This is a genomic window from Pseudomonas sp. CBC3 (assembly GCF_037967085.1).
In the GTDB taxonomy this organism is placed as follows: domain Bacteria; phylum Pseudomonadota; class Gammaproteobacteria; order Pseudomonadales; family Pseudomonadaceae; genus Stutzerimonas.
Window position 1 is genome coordinate 257,631 of sequence record NZ_JBANEO010000004.1, and the last position, 21,003, is coordinate 278,633.

General features: G+C 59.6%; 17 protein-coding genes and 3 tRNA genes. 15 read left to right on the forward strand and 5 right to left on the reverse strand.

What is annotated here, in order from left to right; genetic code table 11:
- Nucleotides 1-65 precede the first annotated feature (65 nt).
- Both V6943_RS17945 and cysS read left to right on the forward strand, forming a co-directional pair.
- Complete coding sequence (locus V6943_RS17945) at nucleotides 66-1,745, forward strand: glutamine--tRNA ligase/YqeY domain fusion protein (RefSeq protein WP_340554922.1); 1,680 nt, start codon at nucleotides 66-68, stop codon at nucleotides 1,743-1,745.
- Nucleotides 1,745-3,130, forward strand: coding sequence for a cysteine--tRNA ligase (gene cysS / locus V6943_RS17950; protein WP_340554923.1), 1,386 nt, complete (start codon nucleotides 1,745-1,747; stop codon nucleotides 3,128-3,130). Before V6943_RS17945 ends, cysS begins: the two co-directional genes overlap by 1 nt.
- A gap of 440 nt (nucleotides 3,131-3,570) precedes the next feature.
- Here cysS and V6943_RS17955 read toward each other — a convergent pair whose 3' ends face one another.
- A complete protein-coding gene (locus tag V6943_RS17955) occupies nucleotides 3,571-5,436 on the reverse strand; it encodes a sigma-54-dependent Fis family transcriptional regulator (protein ID WP_340554924.1) in 1,866 nt (621 codons plus the stop codon).
- Between the two features lie 218 nt (nucleotides 5,437-5,654).
- Here V6943_RS17955 and V6943_RS17960 point away from each other — a divergent pair, with 218 nt between their 5' ends.
- Genes V6943_RS17960 through V6943_RS17985 form a run of 6 tightly spaced genes read left to right on the forward strand, consistent with a single transcriptional unit; the run spans nucleotide 5,655 to nucleotide 11,581 of the window.
- Complete coding sequence (locus V6943_RS17960) at nucleotides 5,655-6,737, forward strand: ABC transporter ATP-binding protein (RefSeq protein WP_340554925.1); 1,083 nt, start codon at nucleotides 5,655-5,657, stop codon at nucleotides 6,735-6,737.
- A gap of 11 nt (nucleotides 6,738-6,748) precedes the next feature.
- Nucleotides 6,749-7,846 carry an ABC transporter ATP-binding protein gene (locus tag V6943_RS17965; protein WP_131648899.1) on the forward strand — a complete coding sequence of 366 codons (1,098 nt, stop codon included), beginning with the start codon at nucleotides 6,749-6,751 and terminating at the stop codon, nucleotides 7,844-7,846.
- Nucleotides 7,843-8,706, forward strand: coding sequence for a carbohydrate ABC transporter permease (locus V6943_RS17970; RefSeq protein WP_131648898.1), 864 nt, complete (start codon nucleotides 7,843-7,845; stop codon nucleotides 8,704-8,706). The genes V6943_RS17965 and V6943_RS17970 overlap by 4 nt, the downstream gene beginning before the upstream one ends.
- Before the next feature lie 14 nt (nucleotides 8,707-8,720).
- Nucleotides 8,721-9,521, forward strand: coding sequence for a carbohydrate ABC transporter permease (locus tag V6943_RS17975; RefSeq protein WP_131648897.1), 801 nt, complete (start codon nucleotides 8,721-8,723; stop codon nucleotides 9,519-9,521).
- Nucleotides 9,522-9,532: 11 nt separating this feature from the next.
- Nucleotides 9,533-9,805: a DUF2160 domain-containing protein gene (locus tag V6943_RS17980; RefSeq protein ID WP_131648896.1), complete on the forward strand. Its 273-nt coding sequence runs from the start codon at nucleotides 9,533-9,535 to the stop codon at nucleotides 9,803-9,805.
- 42 nt (nucleotides 9,806-9,847) lie between these two features.
- Nucleotides 9,848-11,581, forward strand: a complete 1,734-nt coding sequence (locus tag V6943_RS17985; protein ID WP_340554926.1) for an ABC transporter substrate-binding protein — start codon at nucleotides 9,848-9,850, stop codon at nucleotides 11,579-11,581.
- A gap of 143 nt (nucleotides 11,582-11,724) precedes the next feature.
- On the opposite strand, the gene folD is transcribed toward V6943_RS17985, so the two are convergent.
- Nucleotides 11,725-12,579, reverse strand: coding sequence for a bifunctional methylenetetrahydrofolate dehydrogenase/methenyltetrahydrofolate cyclohydrolase FolD (gene folD / locus V6943_RS17990; RefSeq protein WP_340554927.1), 855 nt, complete (start codon nucleotides 12,577-12,579; stop codon nucleotides 11,725-11,727).
- A 271-nt stretch (nucleotides 12,580-12,850) separates the two neighbouring features.
- On the opposite strand from folD, the gene V6943_RS17995 reads away from it, so the two are divergent.
- The 3 genes from V6943_RS17995 (at nucleotide 12,851) to V6943_RS18005 (ending at nucleotide 13,167) form a co-directional block, all read left to right on the forward strand.
- Nucleotides 12,851-12,927, forward strand: a tRNA-Arg gene (locus tag V6943_RS17995).
- Nucleotides 12,928-12,960: 33 nt separating this feature from the next.
- Nucleotides 12,961-13,036, forward strand: a tRNA-His gene (locus tag V6943_RS18000).
- Nucleotides 13,037-13,082: 46 nt separating this feature from the next.
- Nucleotides 13,083-13,167: transfer RNA gene (locus V6943_RS18005), tRNA-Leu, on the forward strand.
- A 371-nt stretch (nucleotides 13,168-13,538) separates the two neighbouring features.
- Here V6943_RS18005 and V6943_RS18010 read toward each other — a convergent pair.
- Complete coding sequence (locus V6943_RS18010) at nucleotides 13,539-14,825, reverse strand: hypothetical protein (RefSeq protein ID WP_340554928.1); 1,287 nt, start codon at nucleotides 14,823-14,825, stop codon at nucleotides 13,539-13,541.
- A gap of 128 nt (nucleotides 14,826-14,953) precedes the next feature.
- Here V6943_RS18010 and V6943_RS18015 point away from each other — a divergent pair, with 128 nt between their 5' ends.
- Nucleotides 14,954-15,718 (forward strand): SDR family NAD(P)-dependent oxidoreductase, encoded by a 765-nt coding sequence (locus V6943_RS18015; protein WP_340554929.1) that lies wholly within the window; start codon nucleotides 14,954-14,956, stop codon nucleotides 15,716-15,718.
- 189 nt (nucleotides 15,719-15,907) lie between these two features.
- Here the strand turns inward: V6943_RS18015 and V6943_RS18020 are convergent, their stop codons facing one another.
- Both V6943_RS18020 and V6943_RS18025 read right to left on the reverse strand, forming a co-directional pair.
- Nucleotides 15,908-16,348: an HU family DNA-binding protein gene (locus tag V6943_RS18020; RefSeq protein ID WP_231752173.1), complete on the reverse strand. Its 441-nt coding sequence runs from the start codon at nucleotides 16,346-16,348 to the stop codon at nucleotides 15,908-15,910.
- Nucleotides 16,349-16,458: 110 nt separating this feature from the next.
- On the reverse strand, nucleotides 16,459-17,262 hold the full coding sequence (locus tag V6943_RS18025) for a redoxin family protein (protein ID WP_340554930.1): 804 nt from the start codon (nucleotides 17,260-17,262) through the stop codon (nucleotides 16,459-16,461).
- 176 nt (nucleotides 17,263-17,438) lie between these two features.
- Here V6943_RS18025 and V6943_RS18030 point away from each other — a divergent pair, with 176 nt between their 5' ends.
- The 3 genes from V6943_RS18030 (at nucleotide 17,439) to V6943_RS18040 (ending at nucleotide 21,002) form a co-directional block, all read left to right on the forward strand.
- On the forward strand, nucleotides 17,439-17,915 hold the full coding sequence (locus tag V6943_RS18030; RefSeq protein ID WP_340554931.1) for a GreA/GreB family elongation factor: 477 nt from the start codon (nucleotides 17,439-17,441) through the stop codon (nucleotides 17,913-17,915).
- A 295-nt stretch (nucleotides 17,916-18,210) separates the two neighbouring features.
- The gene (locus tag V6943_RS18035; protein WP_340554932.1) at nucleotides 18,211-19,383 is read left to right on the forward strand and encodes an isochorismate synthase; all 1,173 of its coding nucleotides are present in this window, start codon (nucleotides 18,211-18,213) and stop codon (nucleotides 19,381-19,383) included.
- On the forward strand, nucleotides 19,380-21,002 hold the full coding sequence (locus V6943_RS18040; RefSeq protein ID WP_340554933.1) for a (2,3-dihydroxybenzoyl)adenylate synthase: 1,623 nt from the start codon (nucleotides 19,380-19,382) through the stop codon (nucleotides 21,000-21,002). Before V6943_RS18035 ends, V6943_RS18040 begins: the two co-directional genes overlap by 4 nt.
- Nucleotide 21,003 lies beyond the last annotated feature (1 nt).

Genomic DNA, 21,003 nt, shown 5'->3' on the forward strand with positions numbered 1-21,003 from the left:
ATGATAAGCGCTTTGATTTGGCCGGCCTACCCTGAGCCGCGCACTCGCAGATCGTTAAGGACACCATGAGCAAGCCTGAGACTACCGCCGCCACCAATTTTCTCCGCCCGATCGTCCAGGCCGACCTGGATTCTGGCAAGCACGCCAGCATCGTCACGCGCTTTCCGCCCGAGCCCAACGGCTATTTGCACATTGGCCATGCCAAGTCGATCTGCCTGAACTTCGGTCTGGCCCAGGAATTCGGTGGCGTCTGCAACCTGCGTTTCGACGACACTAACCCGGCCAAGGAAGACCAGGAATATATCGACGCGATCAAGAGCGACGTGCAGTGGCTGGGCTTTCAATGGGCCGGCGAGGAGCATTACGCCTCTGATTACTTCGACCAGTTGCATGCATGGGCCGTCCATTTGATCGAGAGCGGCAAGGCTTATGTCTGCGATTTGACGTCCGAGCAGGCACGCGAATACCGCGGCAGCCTGACCGAACCGGGTAAGAACAGCCCGTTCCGCGAGCGCAGCGTCGAAGAGAACCTCGATCTGTTCGCACGCATGAAGGCCGGCGAATTCCCCGACGGCGCCCGTGCGCTGCGGGCGAAGATCGACATGGCCTCGCCGAACATGAACCTGCGTGACCCGATTCTCTACCGCATCCGCCACGCCCATCATCATCAGACCGGCGACAAGTGGTGCATCTACCCTAGCTATGACTTCACCCATGGCCAGTCGGACGCCATCGAGGGCATCACTCACTCGATCTGTACCCTGGAGTTCGAGGACCATCGCCCGCTCTACGAGTGGTTCCTGGAGCAACTGCCTGTGCCGGCACAGCCGCGTCAGTACGAATTTGCCCGTCTTAACCTGAACTACACCATCACCAGCAAGCGCAAGCTCAAGCAGCTGGTCGACGAGAAGCACGTGAGTGGCTGGGACGATCCGCGTATGTCGACGCTGTCCGGCTTCCGTCGCCGTGGCTATACGCCGGCTTCGATCCGCAACTTCTGCGACATGATCGGCGTGAATCGCGCCGGCGGCGTGGTGGATATCGGCATGCTGGAATTCGCTATCCGTGAAGACCTCGATGCCAACGCGGCGCGAGCCATGTGCGTGCTCAAGCCGCTTAAGGTGGTAATCACCAACTATCCGGAAGGGCAGTTGGAGAACCTGGAGCTGCCGCGTCATCCCAAGCAAGACATGGGCGTGCGCGTACTGCCGTTCAGTCGCGAGATCTTTATCGATGCCAGCGACTTCGAAGAAGTCCCGCCGACCGGCTTCAAGCGTCTGATTCCCGGTGGCGAAGTGCGTCTGCGCGGCAGCTACGTGATCCGCGCTGATGAGGCGATCAAGGATGCCGAGGGCAACGTCATCGAACTGCGTTGCTCCTACGACGAGAACACCCTGGGCAAGAATCCCGAGGGCCGCAAGGTCAAGGGCGTGATCCACTGGGTACCGGCTACGGAAAGCGTCGAGTGCGAGGTGCGACTGTACGACCGCCTGTTCCGCTCCGCCAATCCGGAGAAGTCCGTTGAAGGCGAAGGGCAGGGCGGCAGCTTCCTCGACAACATCAATCCCGAGTCGCTGGTGGTACTTGCAGGCTGCCGCGCCGAGCCGTCCTTGGCCAACGCGCAACCCGAGGAGCGCTTCCAATTCGAGCGCGAAGGTTACTTTGTCGCTGATCTCAAGGATTCGCAGCCCGGCAAGCCGGTGTTCAACCGGACTGTCACCCTGCGTGATTCCTGGGGGCAATAATGGCGCTGTCGATCTACAACACCCTGACCAAGGCCAAGGAACCGCTCAAGCCGCTGATCGATAACCAGGTACGCATGTACGTCTGTGGCATGACGGTCTATGACTTCTGCCACATCGGTCATGCGCGGGTGATGGTGGCCTTCGACGTGGTCTCGCGTTGGTTACGCCAGCGCGGGTACGAGCTGATCTACGTGCGCAACATCACCGATATCGACGACAAGATCATCCGTCGCGCTCAGGAAAACGGTGAAAGCTTCGAGGCGCTGACCGGTCGTATGGTCGCCGCGATGCATGAGGACGAGGCTCGGCTCAATGTGCTGCGCCCCGACCTCGAGCCGCGTGCCACCGAGCACATCGTCGGTATGCACGGCATGATCCAGACCCTGATTGACAAGGGCTTCGCCTACGCGCCGGGTAATGGCGATGTTTATTATCGGGTCGGTAAATTCGTCGGTTACGGCAAGCTCTCGCGGCGCAAGATCGAGGATTTGAAGATCGGTGCCCGTATCGAGGTCGACGAAGCCAAGGAAGATCCGCTGGATTTCGTGCTCTGGAAAGCAGCCAAGCCTGGCGAGCCGAGCTGGGATTCGCCTTGGGGCAAAGGCCGCCCGGGCTGGCACATCGAGTGCTCCGTTATGTCCACCTGCTGCCTGGGCGAGACCTTCGACATTCATGGCGGCGGCCCGGACCTGGTCTTCCCGCACCACGAAAACGAAATCGCCCAGAGCGAGGCGGCGACCGGCAAGCTCTACGCCAACGCCTGGATGCACGCCGGTGCGGTACGGGTGGACGGCGAGAAAATGTCCAAGTCCCTGGGCAACTTCTTCACCATTCGCGAAGTGTTGGAAAAGTATCAGCCGGAAGTAGTGCGCTATCTGCTGGTTTCTAGCCATTACCGCAGCCCGATCAACTATTCCGAAGACAGCCTCAAGGAAGCCAAGGGCGCGCTGGAACGTTTCTATAACGGCCTGAAAGGCTTGCCCGAAGCGGCGCCCGCAGGTGGTGAGGAGTTCGCCGAGCGCTTCAGCGCCGCGATGGACGATGACTTCAACTCGCCGGAAGCCTGCTCTGTGCTGTTCGAGATGATCCGAGAGGTCAACCGCTTGCGTGACACGGATTTGCAATCCGCTGCTTCGCTGGCTGCGCGCCTTCAAGAACTGGCCTCCGTACTCGGCGTGCTGCAACTCGAGCCTGAGGCCTTCTTGCAGGCCGGGGCCGCAAACAAAGTGGATGCGGCTGAAGTTGAAGGCTTGATTGCTGCGCGCCTGCAGGCCCGCACCGAGAAAAATTGGGCAGAGTCCGACCGCATTCGCGATCAATTGGCGGCCATGGGCGTGGTGCTGGAAGACGGCAAGGGCGGAACGACCTGGCGTCTAGGTGAATAAGTTGCACACTCCATCGAGGCCGCCGCGTGCGGCCTCTTTTGTTTCCGGTAAGCGAACAGAAGCTTTCGTCAGGTGCGGATAAACAGGGCTGGATTACCGATCCCTGTCGACCGGTAGGGCCAAGCGGCGTCCGCTTCAGCCTCGCGAACCGTCAGCCCTCCACAATCGATCAGGTACTTCCGGTGGGCTGAAGCCCACCCTACGTCGCTGAACTCGAAGCGGACAGGCAGCCGGGGCGGGGATTCGAGCGCCGGTGTTCTTGTCTGGACGGGGCGATCCCGCCAGGGTTCGCCTGAACGAGGTAGAAGTAGGACGGGCCGGGCGGCGTTCCGCTTCAGCCCACCGCTGCGAGGACGGAGCCTTGGAACATTGGTGGGCTAAAGCCCACCCTACGTCGGGCCGTATCGACTCAGGTCGTTGAAACGCACTATGCAGCGAACTTAACCTGGATAAAGACCCTCGGCGCGTAAGCGCTTGTAGAGAGTGTTGCGGCTGACGCCTAAATGCCGGGCGAGGTGCGAAACGTTGCCACGACAGGCTTCGAACTGTGAGCGCAGCGGCTGGTTCGTGGGTAACGAAAGCGAAGGCGCCATGCCGATAGAGTGGGTTGGCTCTGTTCTTCCGTTACTTTCGGCGCTTTCGATATCCACGAAGAAGTCGTCAGGCAAATGCTCCGGGCGGATTGGCTGATCGTCGGCCAGTACCAGGGCAACCTGAATGACGCTGCTCAGTTGGCGGATATTCCCCGGCCAAGGGTGACGTTCGAACAAGCGCTGCACTTCGGCGCTCAGTCCGGCCCATTGCCGAGGTTCTCGATGTTGTTCCCAGACGCGCTGGAAAAGCGCGAGCTTGTCGTGACGAGCACGCAAGGGCGGCAACTCCACGCTGAGGCCGCTGACGCGGTAAAACAGATCCTGGCGAAAGCGACCGCTATCGACGTCCTGGCGTAGCGAGCGGTTCGTGGCGCAGATCAGGCGAAAGTCGACCGGGAATGGTTCTCCGCCGCCGAGCGGTTGCACGCTGCGATCCTGCAGTACGCGCAACAGGCGCGCCTGCAGGCTCATCGGCATGTCGCCGATCTCGTCGAGAAACAGCACGCCTCGGTCCGCCTTGCGAATCAGGCCGAGGCTGCCTTTCTGGTGGGCGCCAGTGAAGGCGCCTTTCTCATAGCCGAAGAGTTCGGATTCGATCAGCTCGTTGGGGATGGCAGCGCAGTTCACCGCGATCAAGGGCGCATCGGCTCGCGAGCTGGCTGCGTGCAGTGCCTTGACCAGGACTTCCTTACCGACACCCGTTTCCCCCTGTACAAGAATCGGAACGTCCTTTTCGAGCATGAGCTGTGCCTGGCGGATCACCTTGTGCACCTGCGGATCGCCTTGATCGATGCTGGTTAGATCGAGCAACCGTTCCCGCCCCGACGTCGTACGGAAGTCCCGCGGCTGGATGCATGGTTTCTGTGGGCGCCGAACGATGCCATGGAAGCGGTGGCGACCCATCGCCCGCAGCAGCAGGGGCTGATCTTCCGGTTGATTGATCAGTTGCAACAGCGGCACGTCGAACAGCCTATCGATGCGGGTCCGCGTCAGCTCCATGCCGAGCAGGTTGTCGGCGCGCCGGTTGGCCGACACGATGAGCCCGGATTCATCGAATATCAGCAGCCCGGCCCACTGGCTGTCGAGATTGTCCTGTCCGGTATTGAAAGTCAGCTGAAAGTAATCATCGTGGAACAGGTTGAGAATCAGCCGATTCTCAACCGACTGGCTCATCATCTTCACCATGCCGAGCGTGTGCGAAGGCGGAAGGTAGCTGTCGCTGGACACATCGAGCACGGCGATCAGCTGGCGTTGCGCATCGAAGATCGGCGAAGCCGCACCGGATAAGTAGCGGTTGGCCTTGAGGAAGTGCTCGTCGCGCTGGATATGCACGGCGTGCCCACTGGCCAGCGCCGTGCCGATGGCATTGGTCCCCGTATCGCGCTCCATCCAGCTGGCGCCCGGTTTGAATCCGCGTTGCTGGGTTGGCTCGACGAAGCGCCGATCACCCCACGATTCAAGCAATTGGCCACCGCTGTCCGCCAGCAAAATCAGACAGCTCGAATTCGAAAGAATGTTTTCGTAGTAGGGCAGTACTTCACGTTGGGTGGTTTGTACCAGACTGCGTTGGCGCTCCAACAGGGCGTTCACTTCCTGCGTGGCCGGCTGACCGAAGCTTGGCGTGCTGAGCGGATTCAGCCCGTAGCGCTCGCAGCGGCTCCAGGAATCTTCGATCAGCGTCTGGTGTGCGATGGACTGGGCTGGGTCGGCCATGTTGCCCTCTGAAGATGCAAATTCTTGTTGTTATTCGCTACTGCCGTAGCGCGCATCTTGAACAGTTTTGTTCATTTCTACGCGCTGTCAATGTTCAAAAATGTTCAGTTTGAACACTTGAGAAAACAGCACTTTCACCTCAGGCCCGACCTAGAGCCACATGCAACATTGGCACGGATATCGCTTCCTATCCTTCACAACAATTAGAAGGATGCAGCATGTCCCTCACGCTGGAACACGTCAGCAAGACCGTCGATGGCCACGTGCACATCGCTGACGCGTGTCTGAACTTCGAACCAGGCTCGTTCAACGTGCTGATCGGGCGAACGCTGTCGGGCAAGACCTCGCTGATGCGGCTCATGGCGGGGCTCGACAAGCCGAGCAGCGGACGCATCCTGATGAACGGCGCCGACGTTACCGGCGTGCCGGTCCGCAAGCGGAACGTGTCGATGGTTTACCAGCAGTTCATCAACTACCCCACGCTGAGCGTGTTCGAAAACATCGCCTCTCCGTTGCGGCAGGCGGGTGCTGGCAAGGCAGAGATCGAGCGAAAGGTTCGTGAAACCGCCGAGATGCTGCACATCGAAAACTTTCTGCAGCGATACCCGTTGGAGCTTTCCGGGGGCCAGCAGCAGCGCACCGCCATGGCCCGGGCGCTAGTCAAGGACGCGGATCTGATCTTGTTCGATGAGCCGCTGGTCAATCTCGACTACAAGTTGCGCGAAGAGCTGCGGCAGGAAATGCGCGAGCTGTTCAAGACGCGCCGCAGCATTGCCGTTTATGCGACCACCGAGCCCAACGAGACGCTGGCGCTGGGCGGAACGGCGACAGTCCTGCATGAAGGGCGCGTCATCCAGAGCGGTCCCACGTCGGAGGTCTATCACCGGCCAAGCCGGATGCTCAGCGCCGAACTGTTCTCGGAACCGCCGATCAACTTGCTGCCGGGGCGTATCGCCGCCAACGAGGTCAGCTTTCAGGACTGCATGCACTTTCCGCTCAATGCGGACCTGCGAACCCTGAGCGAGGGCGATTACCGCTTCGGCATACGGCCCAGCCATATCGGCCTGGTGCCGTCCAACGACGACGACCTGGAAGTCTCCGGCACGGTCGAGCTGGCTGAAATCAGCGGTTCGGAAAGCTTCCTTCATGTGCGCAATGAGCACCTCAGCCTGGTTCTGCACCTGCAGGGGGTACATGACTACCCGGTGGATTCGCCGATTCGCGTGTACATCCCAACCCACAAGTTGTTCGTGTTCGATGCTGCCGGCGAGCTGGCTCAGGCACCGGTCCGACGCGTCTGAAGGAGCACACCATGTCGGAGATTCGATTGCAGAACCTTGCCCACAGCTATAGCTCGCAGCCGCAAGGTGCGGCGGACTATGCGATTCGCGAGATGGATCATGTGTGGGAGCAGGGCGGTGCCTACGCGTTACTGGGGCCGTCCGGCTGCGGCAAGTCGACGTTGCTCAACATCATCTCCGGCTTGCTCAGTCCATCCGAGGGACAGGTGCTGTTCGACGCACGCGAGGTGAACAGAATGACACCCGAGCAGCGCAACATCGCCCAGGTTTTCCAGTTTCCGGTCGTCTACGACACCATGACCGTTTTCGACAACCTGGCCTTTCCGCTGCGCAATCAGGGCGTTTCGGAGGCGCGCGTGACCAGCAAGGTGCACGAGATCGCCGAGGTGCTCGACCTGCATCCGCTGCTCAAGCGCAAGGCCCGCAATCTCACTGCGGACGAGAAACAGAAGGTGTCCATGGGGCGCGGCCTGGTGCGCGATGACGTATCGGCGATTCTCTTCGACGAGCCGCTGACGGTCATCGACCCGCACCTGAAATGGAAGCTGCGTCGCAAGCTTAAGCAGATCCATGAGCAGTTCAATATCACCATGATCTACGTCACCCACGATCAGTTGGAGGCCTCGACCTTTGCCGACAAGATTGCCGTGATGCATGGCGGGCAGATCGTTCAGTTCGGTACGCCGAGAGAGTTGTTCGAGCGGCCACAGCACACTTTCGTCGGATTCTTCGTTGGCAGTCCGGGAATGAATCTGATCGAGGTGCGTGCCGAGGAGGGCGGTATAGGTTTCGGTGATTTGCATCTGCCGCTTTCCAGCGGATTGGCGGCGCGTTTGCCCGAGCTGGCGATGAGTCGACTGCAACTCGGTATTCGTCCGGAGTTCGTACAGGTTGGTGAGGAAACGGCTTCCGGCGGCATGCGGGCCGAGGTGGTGCGGGTGGAAGATCTGGGCACCTATAAAATTCTTACGCTTCGTCTGCAGGGACATCTGCTGAAGGCGCGTTTGCCGGAAGATCACCCCATCCCGAAAGGGCAGGCTTGGGTGAGCTTTCCCGCTCAGTGGCTGATGCTCTATGCCGACGACCGGCTGGTGGAGGCCAGGCCATGATCAAAATTCAGGATAACCGTGCCTGGTGGCTGGTGTTGCCAGTCTTTCTGCTGGTGGCTTTCAGCGCCATTCTGCCAATGATGACTGTGGTGAATTATTCGGTTCAGGACATCTTCGATTCCTCGACCCGGTTCTTCGTCGGTGCGGACTGGTATCGCCAAATCCTTCACGATCCTCGTCTGCATGACTCGCTGCTGCGGCAGTTCATCTTTTCCGGCTGTGTGCTGCTGATCGAAATTCCGCTGGGCATCGCGGTTGCGCTGACCATGCCGACTCGTGGTCGCTGGGCCTCGCTGTGCCTGATTCTGATGGCGATTCCGTTGTTGATCCCATGGAACGTGGTGGGCACGATCTGGCAGATTTTCGGCCGTGCGGACATCGGCCTGCTGGGCTACGGCCTTCGTGAGTTGGGCATCGACTACAACTATGCATCCAACACCCGCGATGCCTGGGTGACGGTGCTGGTCATGGATGTCTGGCACTGGACCTCGTTGGTCGCGCTGCTCTGCTATTCGGGCTTGCGGGCCATACCGGATGCCTATTACCAAGCGGCGCGCATCGACCGCGCCTCGGCCTGGGCCGTGTTCCGCTACATCCAGCTGCCCAAGCTCAAGAGCGTGCTGCTGATCGCCGTGATGCTGCGCTTCATGGACAGCTTCATGATCTATACCGAGCCCTTCGTACTCACCGGTGGCGGGCCGGGCAATGCCACAACCTTTCTCAGTCAGACGCTCACCAAGATGGCGGTGGGGCAGTTCGACCTTGGGCCGGCGGCGGCGTTCTCGCTGATCTACTTCTTGATCATCCTGTTGGTGTCCTGGCTGTTCTATACCGCCATGACCCACGGCGACCAGAAATGACGAGGGTCTGCTGAATGCATCTGCGCAAACGAATGGTATTGATCCTCTACATCGTTTTTCTGATGGTGCCGATCTACTGGCTGATCAACATGTCGTTCAAGAGCAACACCGAGATCCTGGGCGGCCTGACGCTTTGGCCTCGGGCTTTCACGCTGGACAACTACCGAGTGATCTTCACTGACCGTAGCTGGTACAGCGGCTACATCAATTCGCTGTACTACGTCTGCCTGAACACGGTCATTTCACTCACCGTGGCACTGCCGGCGGCCTATGCTTTTTCCCGCTTTCGCTTCCTCGGCGACAAACACCTGTTCTTCTGGCTGCTGACCAATCGCATGGCGCCGCCGGCGGTCTTTCTGCTGCCGTTCTTTCAGCTGTATTCGTCGATCGGGTTGTTCGATACGCATATCGCGGTAGCCCTGGCGCATTGCCTGTTCAACGTGCCGCTCGCGGTGTGGATTCTCGAGGGGTTCATGTCGGGTGTACCCAAGGAGATAGACGAAACCGCCTACATCGATGGCTACAGCTTTCCCAAATTCTTCGTGAAGATTTTCGTCCCGCTGATTGGCCCCGGCATCGGTGTGACGGCGTTCTTCTGCTTCATGTTTTCCTGGGTCGAACTGCTGCTGGCCCGCACGCTGACCTCGGTGGATGCCAAACCCATTGTCTCGGTGATGACGCGCACCGTCTCGGCTTCCGGTATCGACTGGGGCGTGCTGGCGGCCGCCGGGGTGCTGACGATCCTGCCGGGGATGCTGGTGATCTGGTTCGTCCGCAATCACGTCGCCAAGGGCTTCGCCCTCGGCCGGGTATAGGAGAATCACGTATGAACTGGATGGCCTGGACCACGCCGACCGCCGTATTTTTTGCCGTGATCGGCCTGACCCTTACATTGATGAGTGTCTGGGAACTGAAACGGCCTTGCGTTGCGCGCAAAGGTTTCCTGCCCATCGTCACCACGCGGGGCGATCGGTTGTTCATCGGACTTCTGGGCAGCGCCTATTGGCATCTTCTGCTGATAGGGCTGACCGACTGGAGCATCTGGATAGCGTCCGCGCTATCTCTCGTCTGGTTGTTTGCAGTGATGCGCTGGGGTTGAGCCGCGCGGCCCATCCCTCCGAAAAACCCAAAGGAGGTGTGTATGTTCGAGAATAAAAACAACACCCGACATTGCATGGCGCTCGCGGCCCTGCTGACGTTGTCCGGTACTGCAGGTACGGCATGGGGCGATGCCCAGGAGGAGGCGGCGAAGAAATGGATCGAGTCGGAATTCAATCCCTCGACCCTGTCGCCGGAACAACAGATGGAAGAGCTGCGATGGTTCATCAAGGCTGCCGAGCCGTTCCGCGGAATGGAGATCAACGTCGCGTCAGAGACCATTACCACACACGAATACGAGTCCAAGACCCTGGCGAAGGCGTTCAGCGAGATTACCGGGATCCGCCTGCGGCACGACTTGATGCAGGAAGGCGATGTCGTAGAGAAGCTGCAGACGCAAATGCAGTCCGGCAAGAACATCTACGACGGCTATATCAACGATTCCGACCTGATCGGCACGCATTTCCGCTATGGAAAAGCAGTCGCCATCAGCGACATGATCGAAGGCGAAGCCAAGGATTACACCTCGCCGACCCTTGATCTCGACGACTTCATCGGCATTTCGTTCACCACCGGCCCGGATGGCAAGATCTACCAGCTGCCCGTTCAGCAATTTGCCAACCTCTACTGGTTCCGTGCCGACTGGTTCGAGCGGGACGATCTGAAACAACAATTCAAGGAGCGTTATGGTTACGAGCTCGGCGTGCCGGTGAACTGGTCAGCTTATGAGGACATCGCCGAGTTCTTCAGCAAGCACGTCAAGGAGATCGACGGCCAGCGCGTCTACGGCCACATGGATTACGGCAAGAAGGATCCGTCGCTGGGCTGGCGCTTCACCGATGCCTGGTTCTCCATGGCGGGCGCCGGTGATAAAGGGCTGCCGAACGGCTTGCCGGTGGACGAGTGGGGCATTCGCGTCGAAGATTGCCATCCGGTCGGCTCGAGCGTCGCTCGCGGCGGCGCCACCAACGGGCCGGCTGCGGTCTACGCGACGCAGAAATACGTCGACTGGATGCGCGAGTACGCACCGCCGGAAGCTCAGGGTATGACCTTCTCCGAGTCCGGACCGGTACCGGCACAAGGCAACATTGCGCAGCAGATATTCTGGTACACCGCCTTCACCGCGGACATGACCAAGCCCGGCTTGCCCGTGGTCAACGAAGATGGCACGCCGAAATGGCGGATGGCGCCATCGCCGAAGGGGCCTTACTGGGAAGAGGGGATGAAGCTCGGGTATCAGGATGCTGGCGCCTGGACCTTCCTTGAATCGACACCCGAAAAGCGTCGTTTGGCGGCCTGGCTGTACGCGCAGTTCACCGTGTCGAAGACCGTGTCGCTGAAAAAAACCTTGGTCGGGCTAACGCCGATCCGGGAATCCGACATCAACTCCGATGCCATGACCGAAGCGGCGCCCAAGCTGGGCGGCCTGGTGGAGTTCTATCGTAGTCCGGCGCGCGTGCAGTGGACGCCAACCGGAACCAACGTACCGGATTACCCGCGTCTGGCTCAGCTCTGGTGGCAATACATCGCCGAAGCTGCCAGCGGTGACAAGACGCCTCAGGAAGCGCTGGATGGCCTTGCTGAGGCACAGGACACCATGATGGCGCGGCTGGAGCGTGCCAACGTACAGCCGAAGTGCGGGCCTAAGATGAACGAACCGCGCGACCCTGAATACTGGCTTAGCCAGCCTGGCTCGCCGAAACCCAAGCTGGAAAACGAGAAGCCCCAGGGGCAGACCGTCAGTTACGAAGAGCTGAACAAATCTTGGAACCAGTAACGTTAAACCACGGATAGCGGTTAGAAGCGACAATCAAACGGCACCCTAGGGTGCCGTTTGATTTGAAACGCCGAAGATATTTACACCATCTGGAGATCTCGCCGAACCTCTGAAGGATACGGCTCCTCTGATGGCCTGCGTGATCAGTCGTGCAGATGTTCCGCGGCATGCAGCGTGTTTTCCAAGAGGCAAGCGCGAGTCATGGGGCCAACTCCGCCGGGCACGGGTGTAATCCAGCTGGCGCGCTGCACCGCCACGTCGAACTCGACATCGCCGACCAGTTTGCCATCGGCCTGTCGGTTGATGCCGACATCGATGACGATGGCGCCTTCCTTGATCCATTCGCCTTTTACCAGGCCGGTGATTCCCGTCGCGACCACGATCAGATCGGCGCGTTTGACGTGCTCGGCCAGGTCCTGGGTGAAGCGGTGGGTGACGGTGGTCGTGCAGCCTGCCAGCAGCAACTCCAGTGCCATGGGGCGACCGACGATATTGGACGCGCCTACAACTACCGCGTTGAGGCCGTGCAGGTCGACACTGGTGCTCTCGAGCAACGCCATGATGCCTTTCGGTGTGCAGGGGCGGAGCAGGGGCATGCGCTGCGCGAGGCGTCCGATGTTATAGGGGTGGAAGCCATCCACATCCTTGTCGGGCCGAATGCGTTCGAGCAGCTGCGAGGCGTCCAGGTGCTTGGGCAACGGCAACTGCACGAGAATCCCGTCGATAAGCGGATCGTCATTGAGCTGATCGATGAGCTCCAGAAGTTCGCCCTGGCTGGTCGTCGCCGGCAGATCATGGGCAGTGGACTTGAATCCCACTTCCTCACAGTCCTTGCGCTTGTGCGCGACATATACTTGCGAGGCCGGGTCCGAACCCACGAGGATCACTGCCAGCCCCGGAACTCTGAGGCCCTGCTGGGAGCGCTCGGCCACTCGGCCGGCGATCTGCAGGCGGATATTGGCAGCAATCTGTTTACCGTCGATCAGTTTTGCGGTCATGACGCGTGATTAACCATCGAGAAGGATTGAAAAAGGAGGCGCATTCTCTCACGGTGACACCGTCCGGCAAAGGCGATGCGGTGTCCCCTATCCGTAACTCCTTTACCTGCCTGAAATTTTTTCGGTTTAGCTGTTGACGGCCCGCGGACAGGCCATTAAGATTCGCCCCGCTTGTCGAGCACAGCTTGCTGCTGGGTAAGACGGCTTTTGGAGGTAAATTCTCCATTAGCCGGAGCTTGAAGTCTGCGCTCCGAATAGATTGCAGATAAAAGCGCCCGTAGCTCAGTTGGATAGAGCATCCGCCTTCTAAGCGGATGGTCGCAGGTTCGAGTCCTGCCGGGTGCGCCAGTTTCTGGGCTCTGGCACAAGCAATGCAATATGGTGGGCGTAGCTCAGTTGGTAGAGCACAGGATTGTGGCTCCTGCGGTCGTGGGTTCGAACCCCATCGTCCACCCCATATTCCGAAACGCCAGGCGTAGCCTGGCTTTTTCGTTTGAAAGACTGCGGACGTGGTGAAATTGGTAGACACACCAGATTTAGGTTCTGGCGCCGCAAGGTGTGAGAGTTCGAGTCTCTCCGTCCGCACCATCTACAACGCTGAAAGCCCCGTAATTCGGGGCTTTCGCGTATCTGAGGCAGCGTAAAAGGGCGTGTGTTTGTTCGCCGCGCGTTCCCATGGAAAGAGAGACGGCAGACCAAAAAAAACAAACCGGGGAAAACCGCGATTTGGTTGAGCGTTAGTGCCTCATTTCTCAGCGTATTACTAGAATTTGCTCACCCGAGTGCATTATTCCAGCTACCAATAGGCGCTTGCGTCAAGGCTGGGCCTATTGCTTGAGCTCGGAGGAAAAACTTACGTCGTCACGGCGCGCTGGCGTTGGTCCAGCACGCCGGCCCATGATCGAGCCGATACGAGCCTTGGTTGCAGCACTAGCTGTTAATCGGCTCGCCGAAACGACTTACTGACCCTGGGTCACGAAGGCCAAATTTCCAGTACCGTTTTGCATGATGAGCGCCGTTTCCTGAGTGACGCTGCTGGAGTTTCCGATCTGCACCAGCGATGCATAGTTCTCGGTGCCTGTCTGCTGGATGTCGCCGACACCGTAGTAACCCGTCTGGTCAACGTCGATCTCGTTGCGAGTACCGTTCTGGGCGATGGTCAGGCTGCTGCCGTCGAAGTCCTGACGAATGTCTACACGGTTGAAGTCGCCGGTGGAGGTGCCTTCTACCGTGGTCGAGCGACCACCGTGCTGGGCGGTCAGCTCATTTCCCGTTCCGTCCTGGGTGAAGCTGAAGCTGCCGAAGCCGCTGCTTTCCGATACGTCGGCGATATTGCCCGCGCCGATCTGTACCAGGCGCACGTCGCCTGCGCTGTATCGACTGGCTTGCTGTGAGAGGTTGACCTCGTTACCGGTACCGTTCTGACTGATTGAGGAAAAAGCGCCGGAAAATGCGCCGTCCTGATGAAAGTTGATGGCGTTGGCAGTCCCGGTCTGGCTTATATAGGCGGTCGTGTTCCCGAACTGCTCGACCAGAGCGGTATTGCCGTCGCCGGTCTGCTCCGCGTCGAGGTGGTTGGCCGTCATTTGTTGAGTCACGTCGATAGAGTTGCCTTCACCGTTCTGATAAATGTCCGAGACGCTGGCGGCCCCGTCAATTTGCTCGATGTAGGCGAGATTCTGACTACCGATCTGCGAAAGGGTCACCGTATGGCCGACCTCCTCGTTAGTCTCCTGATAAACCGTGGCGAGGTTGTAGTTGCCGTCCTGCGAAACGTTCGCTTGGCTGTTCATCCCATTCTGCTCGATCGTCGAGATATTGCCCGCGCCGCGTTGCTCGCTAGAGGCTGACAATAGCGTCCCGCTCTGCAGTGTGTAGGAGACATTGGCGTCTCCATCCTGGAGCTGGCTGCTGTAGTTGTCCGAACCGATCTGCTGCACCACATCGGCATAGTTATCGGTGCCGGTCTGGTCCTGTTGCGCGTCGTTGAGGGCCGCGGCCTGATTCGCAATCAGTAACGAGATGGCGCCTGCTAGTAGTGTTTTTGTTTTAAGCATTTCAGATTCCTTTTGAAGGGGCGGGAGCCCGGCTTTTAACTGGCGCTTTCCCGGCTGGGAATAAGCCTCAAGGGCTATACAGACTGAACGGCGAATTAATCCCAAAACGAACCGTGCTGAAAGGTCGAGAAATCGTGCTCGATCGGCAAAAAGGCCATCGTTGTGCTTTGTATTTTGTTGGAATAACAAGACTGGTCGTTCAGTTGTTAAGAAATGAAGCGGAGAAACCGCTCGAACTTTTCTTCCTATGCACGGACCATAACCATCGATACCACCGCGCGCTTCTACGAGCGCGCCAATCGGAAAAGAGGAAAAGCATGAACAGCAAGGTCGTATTCATCACCGGTGCCACATCAGGTTTTGGTCGCGCTACGGCTCGCCGTTTTGCTGAAGCAGGCTGGTCGCTGGTACTGACCGGTCGACGCTCGGAGCGACTAGAAGCACTGAAAGAAGAGTTGGCCGACAAGGTTCCGGTGCATGTTGCAACGCTTGATGTGCGCAAGAGCGAGGCGGTCAAGGACGTCGTCGCCGAACTGCCCGAAGCCTTCCGTGCCGTGACTTGTCTGGTCAATAACGCGGGCTTGGCACTGGCTCCGGAACCTTCGCAGAAGACCGATCTGAACGATTGGCACACCATGATCGACACCAATATCACCGGCCTCGTAAACGTAACCCATGCATTGCTGCCAACGTTGATCGAGACAGGAAAGGGCGCCAGCATCGTCAATATCGGCTCCGTAGCAGGCCAATGGCCCTATCCCGGAAGTCATGTCTACGGTGCCAGCAAGGCATTCGTCCAGCAGTTCAGCTACAACCTGCGCTGTGACCTGATCGCCACGGGCGTGCGGGTCACCGACATCGCGCCTGGTATGGCCGAAACCGAGTTCACGCTGGTGCGGACCAAGGGCAATCAAGCGGCGTCCGACGCGCTTTACAGCACCACCACGCCATTGTCCGCCGAAGACATCGCCGAGCAGATCTTCTATGTCGCCACGCTACCGGCGCATATCAATATCAACCGGCTGGAGATCATGCCGTCGCGGCAGGCCTGGGCGGGCTTTGCGATCGACCGCGACAAGTGAGTCGCAACGACGAATAGAGCTGGCATGGCTGGGTCGAGCCTAGGCGGCTGACAAAGCCCACGCTTCGTTCCGGTTATGCCCGAGAGCAAATGTAGCGGGGAGTGGAGCGGGGTGCGCGACCGAGGCGGTCAACGCCAGGCGCTGCGTCCGTAAGGACGTCAGCGACCCGGTATCCGAGATATGGATGGATTAGTTCACCGCATCCTTCAGCGACTTGCCTGGCTTGAAGCCTGGCAGCTTTGCTGCGGAGATCTTGATCGTTGCGCCGGTCTGCGGATTGCGGCCGTCACGGGCGGCGCGCTCCTTGACAGCAAAGGTACCGAAGCCAACCAGCGTCACGCTGTCGCCGTTCTGCAGGGTATTGGTCACGCTTTCGGTGAAGGCGTCCAGTACGCGAGTGGCGGTACTCTTAGGGACATCGGCGGAGGCTGCGATCGCTTCAATCAACTCGGCTTTATTCACGGGTGTGGCTCCAGATTGGATGGGGGGACAGTATAAGCAGCGTCTCGCTCTGTCGCCTGCGGCAAATTTCCTCTTTTTTAAAAATATCCCGCGCGGGCCGACAAATCCGCATGCTGCGGCTGATTCGAACGCTTCTGTCTGGACAGCGGCTTTTCGGCTTCGGTTCATTCATCTGCAGCCCGGCTATCGGCAGCGCCGATGACTTGCGGCTGTTGCAGAAGTGTGACTGGGTAGACGTCCGACCAGCGCGTTCAGGTAGATGTGTGGGGTATCGAGAGCTATTGCCGCAGTGCTTTCATCGCTCTTGCCAGGCTGGCGCGTGACAGCTCGCCTAGATGGCTGCCGACTTGCCGACCGTCTGCGTCGTAGAACAGCGTTGTCGGAAATGCTCGCGAGCCGACGTGCTGTCCAAGGCGACCACCGCTGTCGATCAGCACGTTGCGTAATCCAAGGTCGTGACTCTGCAGAAATTGCCTGATTTCGCCTTCACCTTCGCCCTGGTTGACGAACAGGAAGACCAGCTCATGGTTGTTCGTCTGTGCCTCGGCGAGTACCGGCATTTCACGGCGGCACGGTGGGCACCAGGTGGCCCAAAGATTGATGACCATCGGCTTGCCGCTGTAGTCGGCCAAGCTGACCGACCTGCCGTCTATGTCGCGCAGGGCTATCTCAGGCAGACGCGTCCCTCGTTCGAAGGCGTGCCAGCCAAAGCTGGCGAAGGTCCAACTGGCGAGTCCTACCACCAAGGCGAGGCCCAATGGTTTGCGCAGTTCTCGGTCACGCCATATCAGCCAACCACCGGCCAGTAATGCGGCTCCGATACCCGGCCAGGCGATGAAGCCGCCGTCGCGGATATCCAGTACTCGCCACCAGGCGCCGGAAAAATCTTCGATGTAGACCGCTACGAAGGACAGGCGCGCGACCAGCACAGCCAGCAGCATAAGCCGGAATATCTGTCGCTCGGGGTTCCGCCCGTGCGGTCGGCCCGCCCACCAGCCGGTCAGCGTCGCCAGTAACAAACAGCCGACCAATATCAGATGGGGTATGCCGATCGTCAGCGGGCCCAGGCTCAGGGTAAGCATCTGTCTCGATCCTTTGCGTTGGTTGGTTTCGAATAGGGTCGCACTTTACCTGTCATGTCAGGCGGCTCTGTGTTCGACAGGTCGCCGGATGTTGCAGAAAGACGTATTCAGTCGGCGTGGCTCTGTGGGCGTAGCGATGCCATGCTAGAGGCCCGGCACTACCGTCCCGAGCCTGCATGAACAAGACCGATCTCCAAGCACTTATCATCGAAAAGCTGCAAGCCGATCTGACAATTGCCAAGGACGCGCTTAAGGCCTCTCACGAGGCGGCAACGCATGCCGAGAGCAAGGCGGAAAACAAGTACGACACTCGCGGGCTCGAGGCTGCCTATCTTGCTGACGGGCAGCGTCGCCGTGTGCATGAGATCGAGACGGCGCTGAGCCGCTATCGCAATCTTCCGGTGCGCTCGCAGGTCGATGAGCCGATCACGCTCGGCGCGCTGGTTTCGCTGGAGCAGGCCGGTATCGGGCGCTGGGTTTTCCTCGGCCCGGATGCCGCTGGGTTGAGAGTGGTTGTTGCAGAAACAGAGGTACTGGTGATATCGCCGCGATCGCCGTTGGGCCACGCGTTGCTTGGGCGCTGCGATGGTGATGAGGTTGAAGTGCTTGTGGATCGGCGCCGCCAGCAATACGAAATTGTCGAGGTTCGTTAGTAGACTTTTGCCTGTCTCTCTTATGCTGGTTTTATTACACAAATCAACTGGTTAAGCGAAATATCTAAAGTACTTTCAATGGTTATAGCCATGACGACATGGCCGTATAGCCGGCGACCGATACCCCCTCTCGCTCCATCCCTTCTTAAACCAGCCGCAACCGCCTTAGACCTAACCGCCAGCAAAACGTCTCTGCGCCCCGCGAACAGAAATAATTTGACGCATCTATCACCGATGACTATCGTTGCCGCCGGCAAATGATAATCAATACCATTATTGTTATGTGGAGGTGGTGGTGAACGCATTGACTCGCGTCGCCTACGACGGACCAGGCGTGGGATACAAATTCCCGCCGTCGTATCGATTTTATTCACCGGCAGGCGGCATTGAAGCCAGCGGTTGTTTCAAGACGATAGACACACCGGCCGAAGGCGCCGGACCGGGCCTGGAGCATGACGTTCAGCGGGCTTTCGCCGAAGCGCAGGCAGCCGGTTTGAAGAATCCCGTGCTGGTTGGCGTGATTCCCTTCGACAAGCAGCAATCCTCCAGTCTGTTCATCCCGCGACACGTTTCCCATCTTCCTCCCGCGTCACCTCCGACCGCGATTTGCGGGTTCGCCTGCGGCGCGGCGCGTCAGTGCACCGAACAGCCCGATCAGGTTGGCTTTCAAAAAGCCGTTACCCGCGCGCTGGGCGCGCTGCGCAGTGGTCGGCTGGATAAAGCGGTGCTGTCACGCCTGCTGCAGCTTGAGTTCGACGCACCACCCTGTGCCGCGACAATCTTCCAGGGGCTACGCCAGCAGAATCCCGAAGCGTTTCATTTCTTCACCGATCTGCCGGATGGCGGCGTTCTGATCGGCGCCAGCCCTGAGCTGCTGCTGCGCAAAACCGGTAAACGCCTGGAGACCAATCCGCTGGCCGGTTCCGCCAGACGCTACGCCGATCTGGCAGCGGACGAACAGTCGGCGCGAAGCCTGCTCGATTCGGGCAAGGATCAGCATGAGCATCGCCTGGTGATTCGAGATATCGAACGCCAGTTGCGTCCGCTATGCCGGGAGTTGCAGATACCGGCGGCGCCTTCGTTGATGAGCACCGCCAAGCTATGGCACCTGTCGACGCGGATCGAGGGTGAGCTGACTGCGCCAATATCGGCGCTGAGCCTGGCGTGTCAGCTGCACCCGACGCCAGCGCTCTGCGGCTTCCCCACGACTGCGGCCAAACAGCTGATCGCCGAATTGGAGCCGTTCGACCGTGGTGTGTTCGGCGGCATCGTCGGTTGGTGCGATGCGGCCGGCAACGGCGAATGGGCCGTGGTGATCCGCTGTGGCGTGATCGATGAACGCAAGGTCCGGTTGTTTGCTGGCGCGGGGCTGGTCTCGGCGTCGTGCCCCGAATCGGAATGGCGCGAGACGGGAACCAAACTCGGCACCATGCTCGCCGCGTTCGGACTTGATCAGGAGGCAGTATGAGCCTGGTTCCGTTCACCCGCTGGCCCGAAGCTTTTGCTGAGCGTTATCGCCGCGCCGGATATTGGCGGGGCGAACCGCTGAGCCAGATGCTCACCAATCAGGCAGGCCTTCAGCCGGACGCTATCGCGGTAGTTTCCGATAGTCGGGAATTCAACTACGCCGAGCTGGATGAAATGTCGACGCATCTCGCCCAACGGCTGGCCAATCGCGGCTTGGGGCCGGGCGATAGGGCGCTGGTTCAGCTCGGAAGTCAGGCTGAGCTGTACATCGTATTTTTCAGCTTGATGAAGGCTGGCATCGCCCCTGTCAATGCCTTGTTCAGCCACAACCGCCTGGAGCTAGTCGCCTACGCCGCGCAGATTCGTCCGCGGCTGCTGGTGGCCAGTCGCGAGCATGCGCTGTTTGCCGGCGACGCATTTCTCGATGAGCTGGCCGAGCTGATACCTGAACTCGACACCGTCTTGCTGCACGACGACCCGCAGCCGGAATTTCGTTTGAATCGCTGGTTTGAGCCAGCAGCGGCAGAGCGCTCATTCGCTCCGACACCAGCCAGTGAAGTGGCATTTTTCCAGCTATCGGGCGGCAGCACCGGCACGCCGAAACTGATTCCTCGCACCCACGATGATTATCTTTACAGCGTCCGTCGCAGCGTGGAGATTTGCCAGTTCGACCGCAACACCCGCTACCTCTGCGCGCTGCCTGCGGCGCACAACTTCCCGCTCAGCTCGCCCGGCGCGCTGGGTGTCTTCCTCGCCGGCGGACGGGTGGTGCTCAGCGCCGATCCAGGCCCGGCAAGCTGCTTTCCGCTGATCGCGCACCATCAGGTCAACGTGGCCGCCCTGGTGCCGTCGGCCTTGTCGCTGTGGTTGCAGGCCGCGCCCGCACACCGGGATGAACTCGCTTCGCTGGAACTGTTGCAGGTCGGTGGCGCCAAGCTGCCGGAGTTGCTCGCTCGCCGTGTCCCGCAGGATCTCGGTTGTCACTTGCAGCAGGTCTTCGGCATGGCCGAAGGGCTGGTCAACTACACCCGGCTGGACGACAGCGACGAGCGTGTCTACCTGACCCAGGGTCAGCCAATGAGCCCGGACGACGAGGTAAAAGTCGTCGACCGCGACGGCAATCCGGTGCCGACGGGCGAGGTGGGGGCTTTGATGACCCGTGGCCCCTACACCATCCGCGGCTATTTCCAGAGCCCGGCATACAACGCCAGCGCATTCGATGCAGAGGGTTTCTACCGCTCCGGCGATCTGGTCCGGCAGCGCGAGGACGGCTATCTGGTCGTTGTCGGGCGGATCAAGGATCAGATCAACCGTGGTGGCGAAAAGATCGCTGCTGAGGAAGTGGAAAACCTGCTGATGGCGCATCCCGCCGTTACCCAGGCGGCGCTGGTATCAATGCCGGACGCGGCCATGGGTGAGAAGAGTTGCGCCTTTATCGTCAGCCCCGAACTTCTCAAGGGCATCGTCCTGCGCAAGTTTCTACGCGGCCTCGGTCTAGCCGATTACAAGCTGCCGGACCGATTCGAACACCTCGACGCACTTCCCATGACAGCCGTAGGCAAGGTGGACAAGAACCGCCTGCGTCGCCGTCTCGCTGAACAACTGACCGTTACCGAATAAG

Coding starts and splice junctions, on each gene's coding strand:
- V6943_RS18040 (WP_340554933.1), top strand. CDS start 19,380: ATGAGCCTGGTTCCGTTCACCCGCTGGCCCGAAGCTTTTGCTGAGCGT.
- V6943_RS17970 (WP_131648898.1), top strand. CDS start 7,843: ATGATCAAAATTCAGGATAACCGTGCCTGGTGGCTGGTGTTGCCAGTC.
- V6943_RS17965 (WP_131648899.1), top strand. CDS start 6,749: ATGTCGGAGATTCGATTGCAGAACCTTGCCCACAGCTATAGCTCGCAG.
- V6943_RS17985 (WP_340554926.1), top strand. CDS start 9,848: ATGTTCGAGAATAAAAACAACACCCGACATTGCATGGCGCTCGCGGCC.
- V6943_RS18030 (WP_340554931.1), top strand. CDS start 17,439: ATGAACAAGACCGATCTCCAAGCACTTATCATCGAAAAGCTGCAAGCC.
- V6943_RS17960 (WP_340554925.1), top strand. CDS start 5,655: ATGTCCCTCACGCTGGAACACGTCAGCAAGACCGTCGATGGCCACGTG.
- V6943_RS18020 (WP_231752173.1), bottom strand. CDS start 16,348: ATGAACCGAAGCCGAAAAGCCGCTGTCCAGACAGAAGCGTTCGAATCA.
- folD (WP_340554927.1), bottom strand. CDS start 12,579: ATGACCGCAAAACTGATCGACGGTAAACAGATTGCTGCCAATATCCGC.
- V6943_RS17980 (WP_131648896.1), top strand. CDS start 9,533: ATGAACTGGATGGCCTGGACCACGCCGACCGCCGTATTTTTTGCCGTG.
- V6943_RS17955 (WP_340554924.1), bottom strand. CDS start 5,436: ATGGCCGACCCAGCCCAGTCCATCGCACACCAGACGCTGATCGAAGAT.
- cysS (WP_340554923.1), top strand. CDS start 1,745: ATGGCGCTGTCGATCTACAACACCCTGACCAAGGCCAAGGAACCGCTC.
- V6943_RS17975 (WP_131648897.1), top strand. CDS start 8,721: ATGCATCTGCGCAAACGAATGGTATTGATCCTCTACATCGTTTTTCTG.
- V6943_RS17945 (WP_340554922.1), top strand. CDS start 66: ATGAGCAAGCCTGAGACTACCGCCGCCACCAATTTTCTCCGCCCGATC.
- V6943_RS18015 (WP_340554929.1), top strand. CDS start 14,954: ATGAACAGCAAGGTCGTATTCATCACCGGTGCCACATCAGGTTTTGGT.
- V6943_RS18025 (WP_340554930.1), bottom strand. CDS start 17,262: ATGCTTACCCTGAGCCTGGGCCCGCTGACGATCGGCATACCCCATCTG.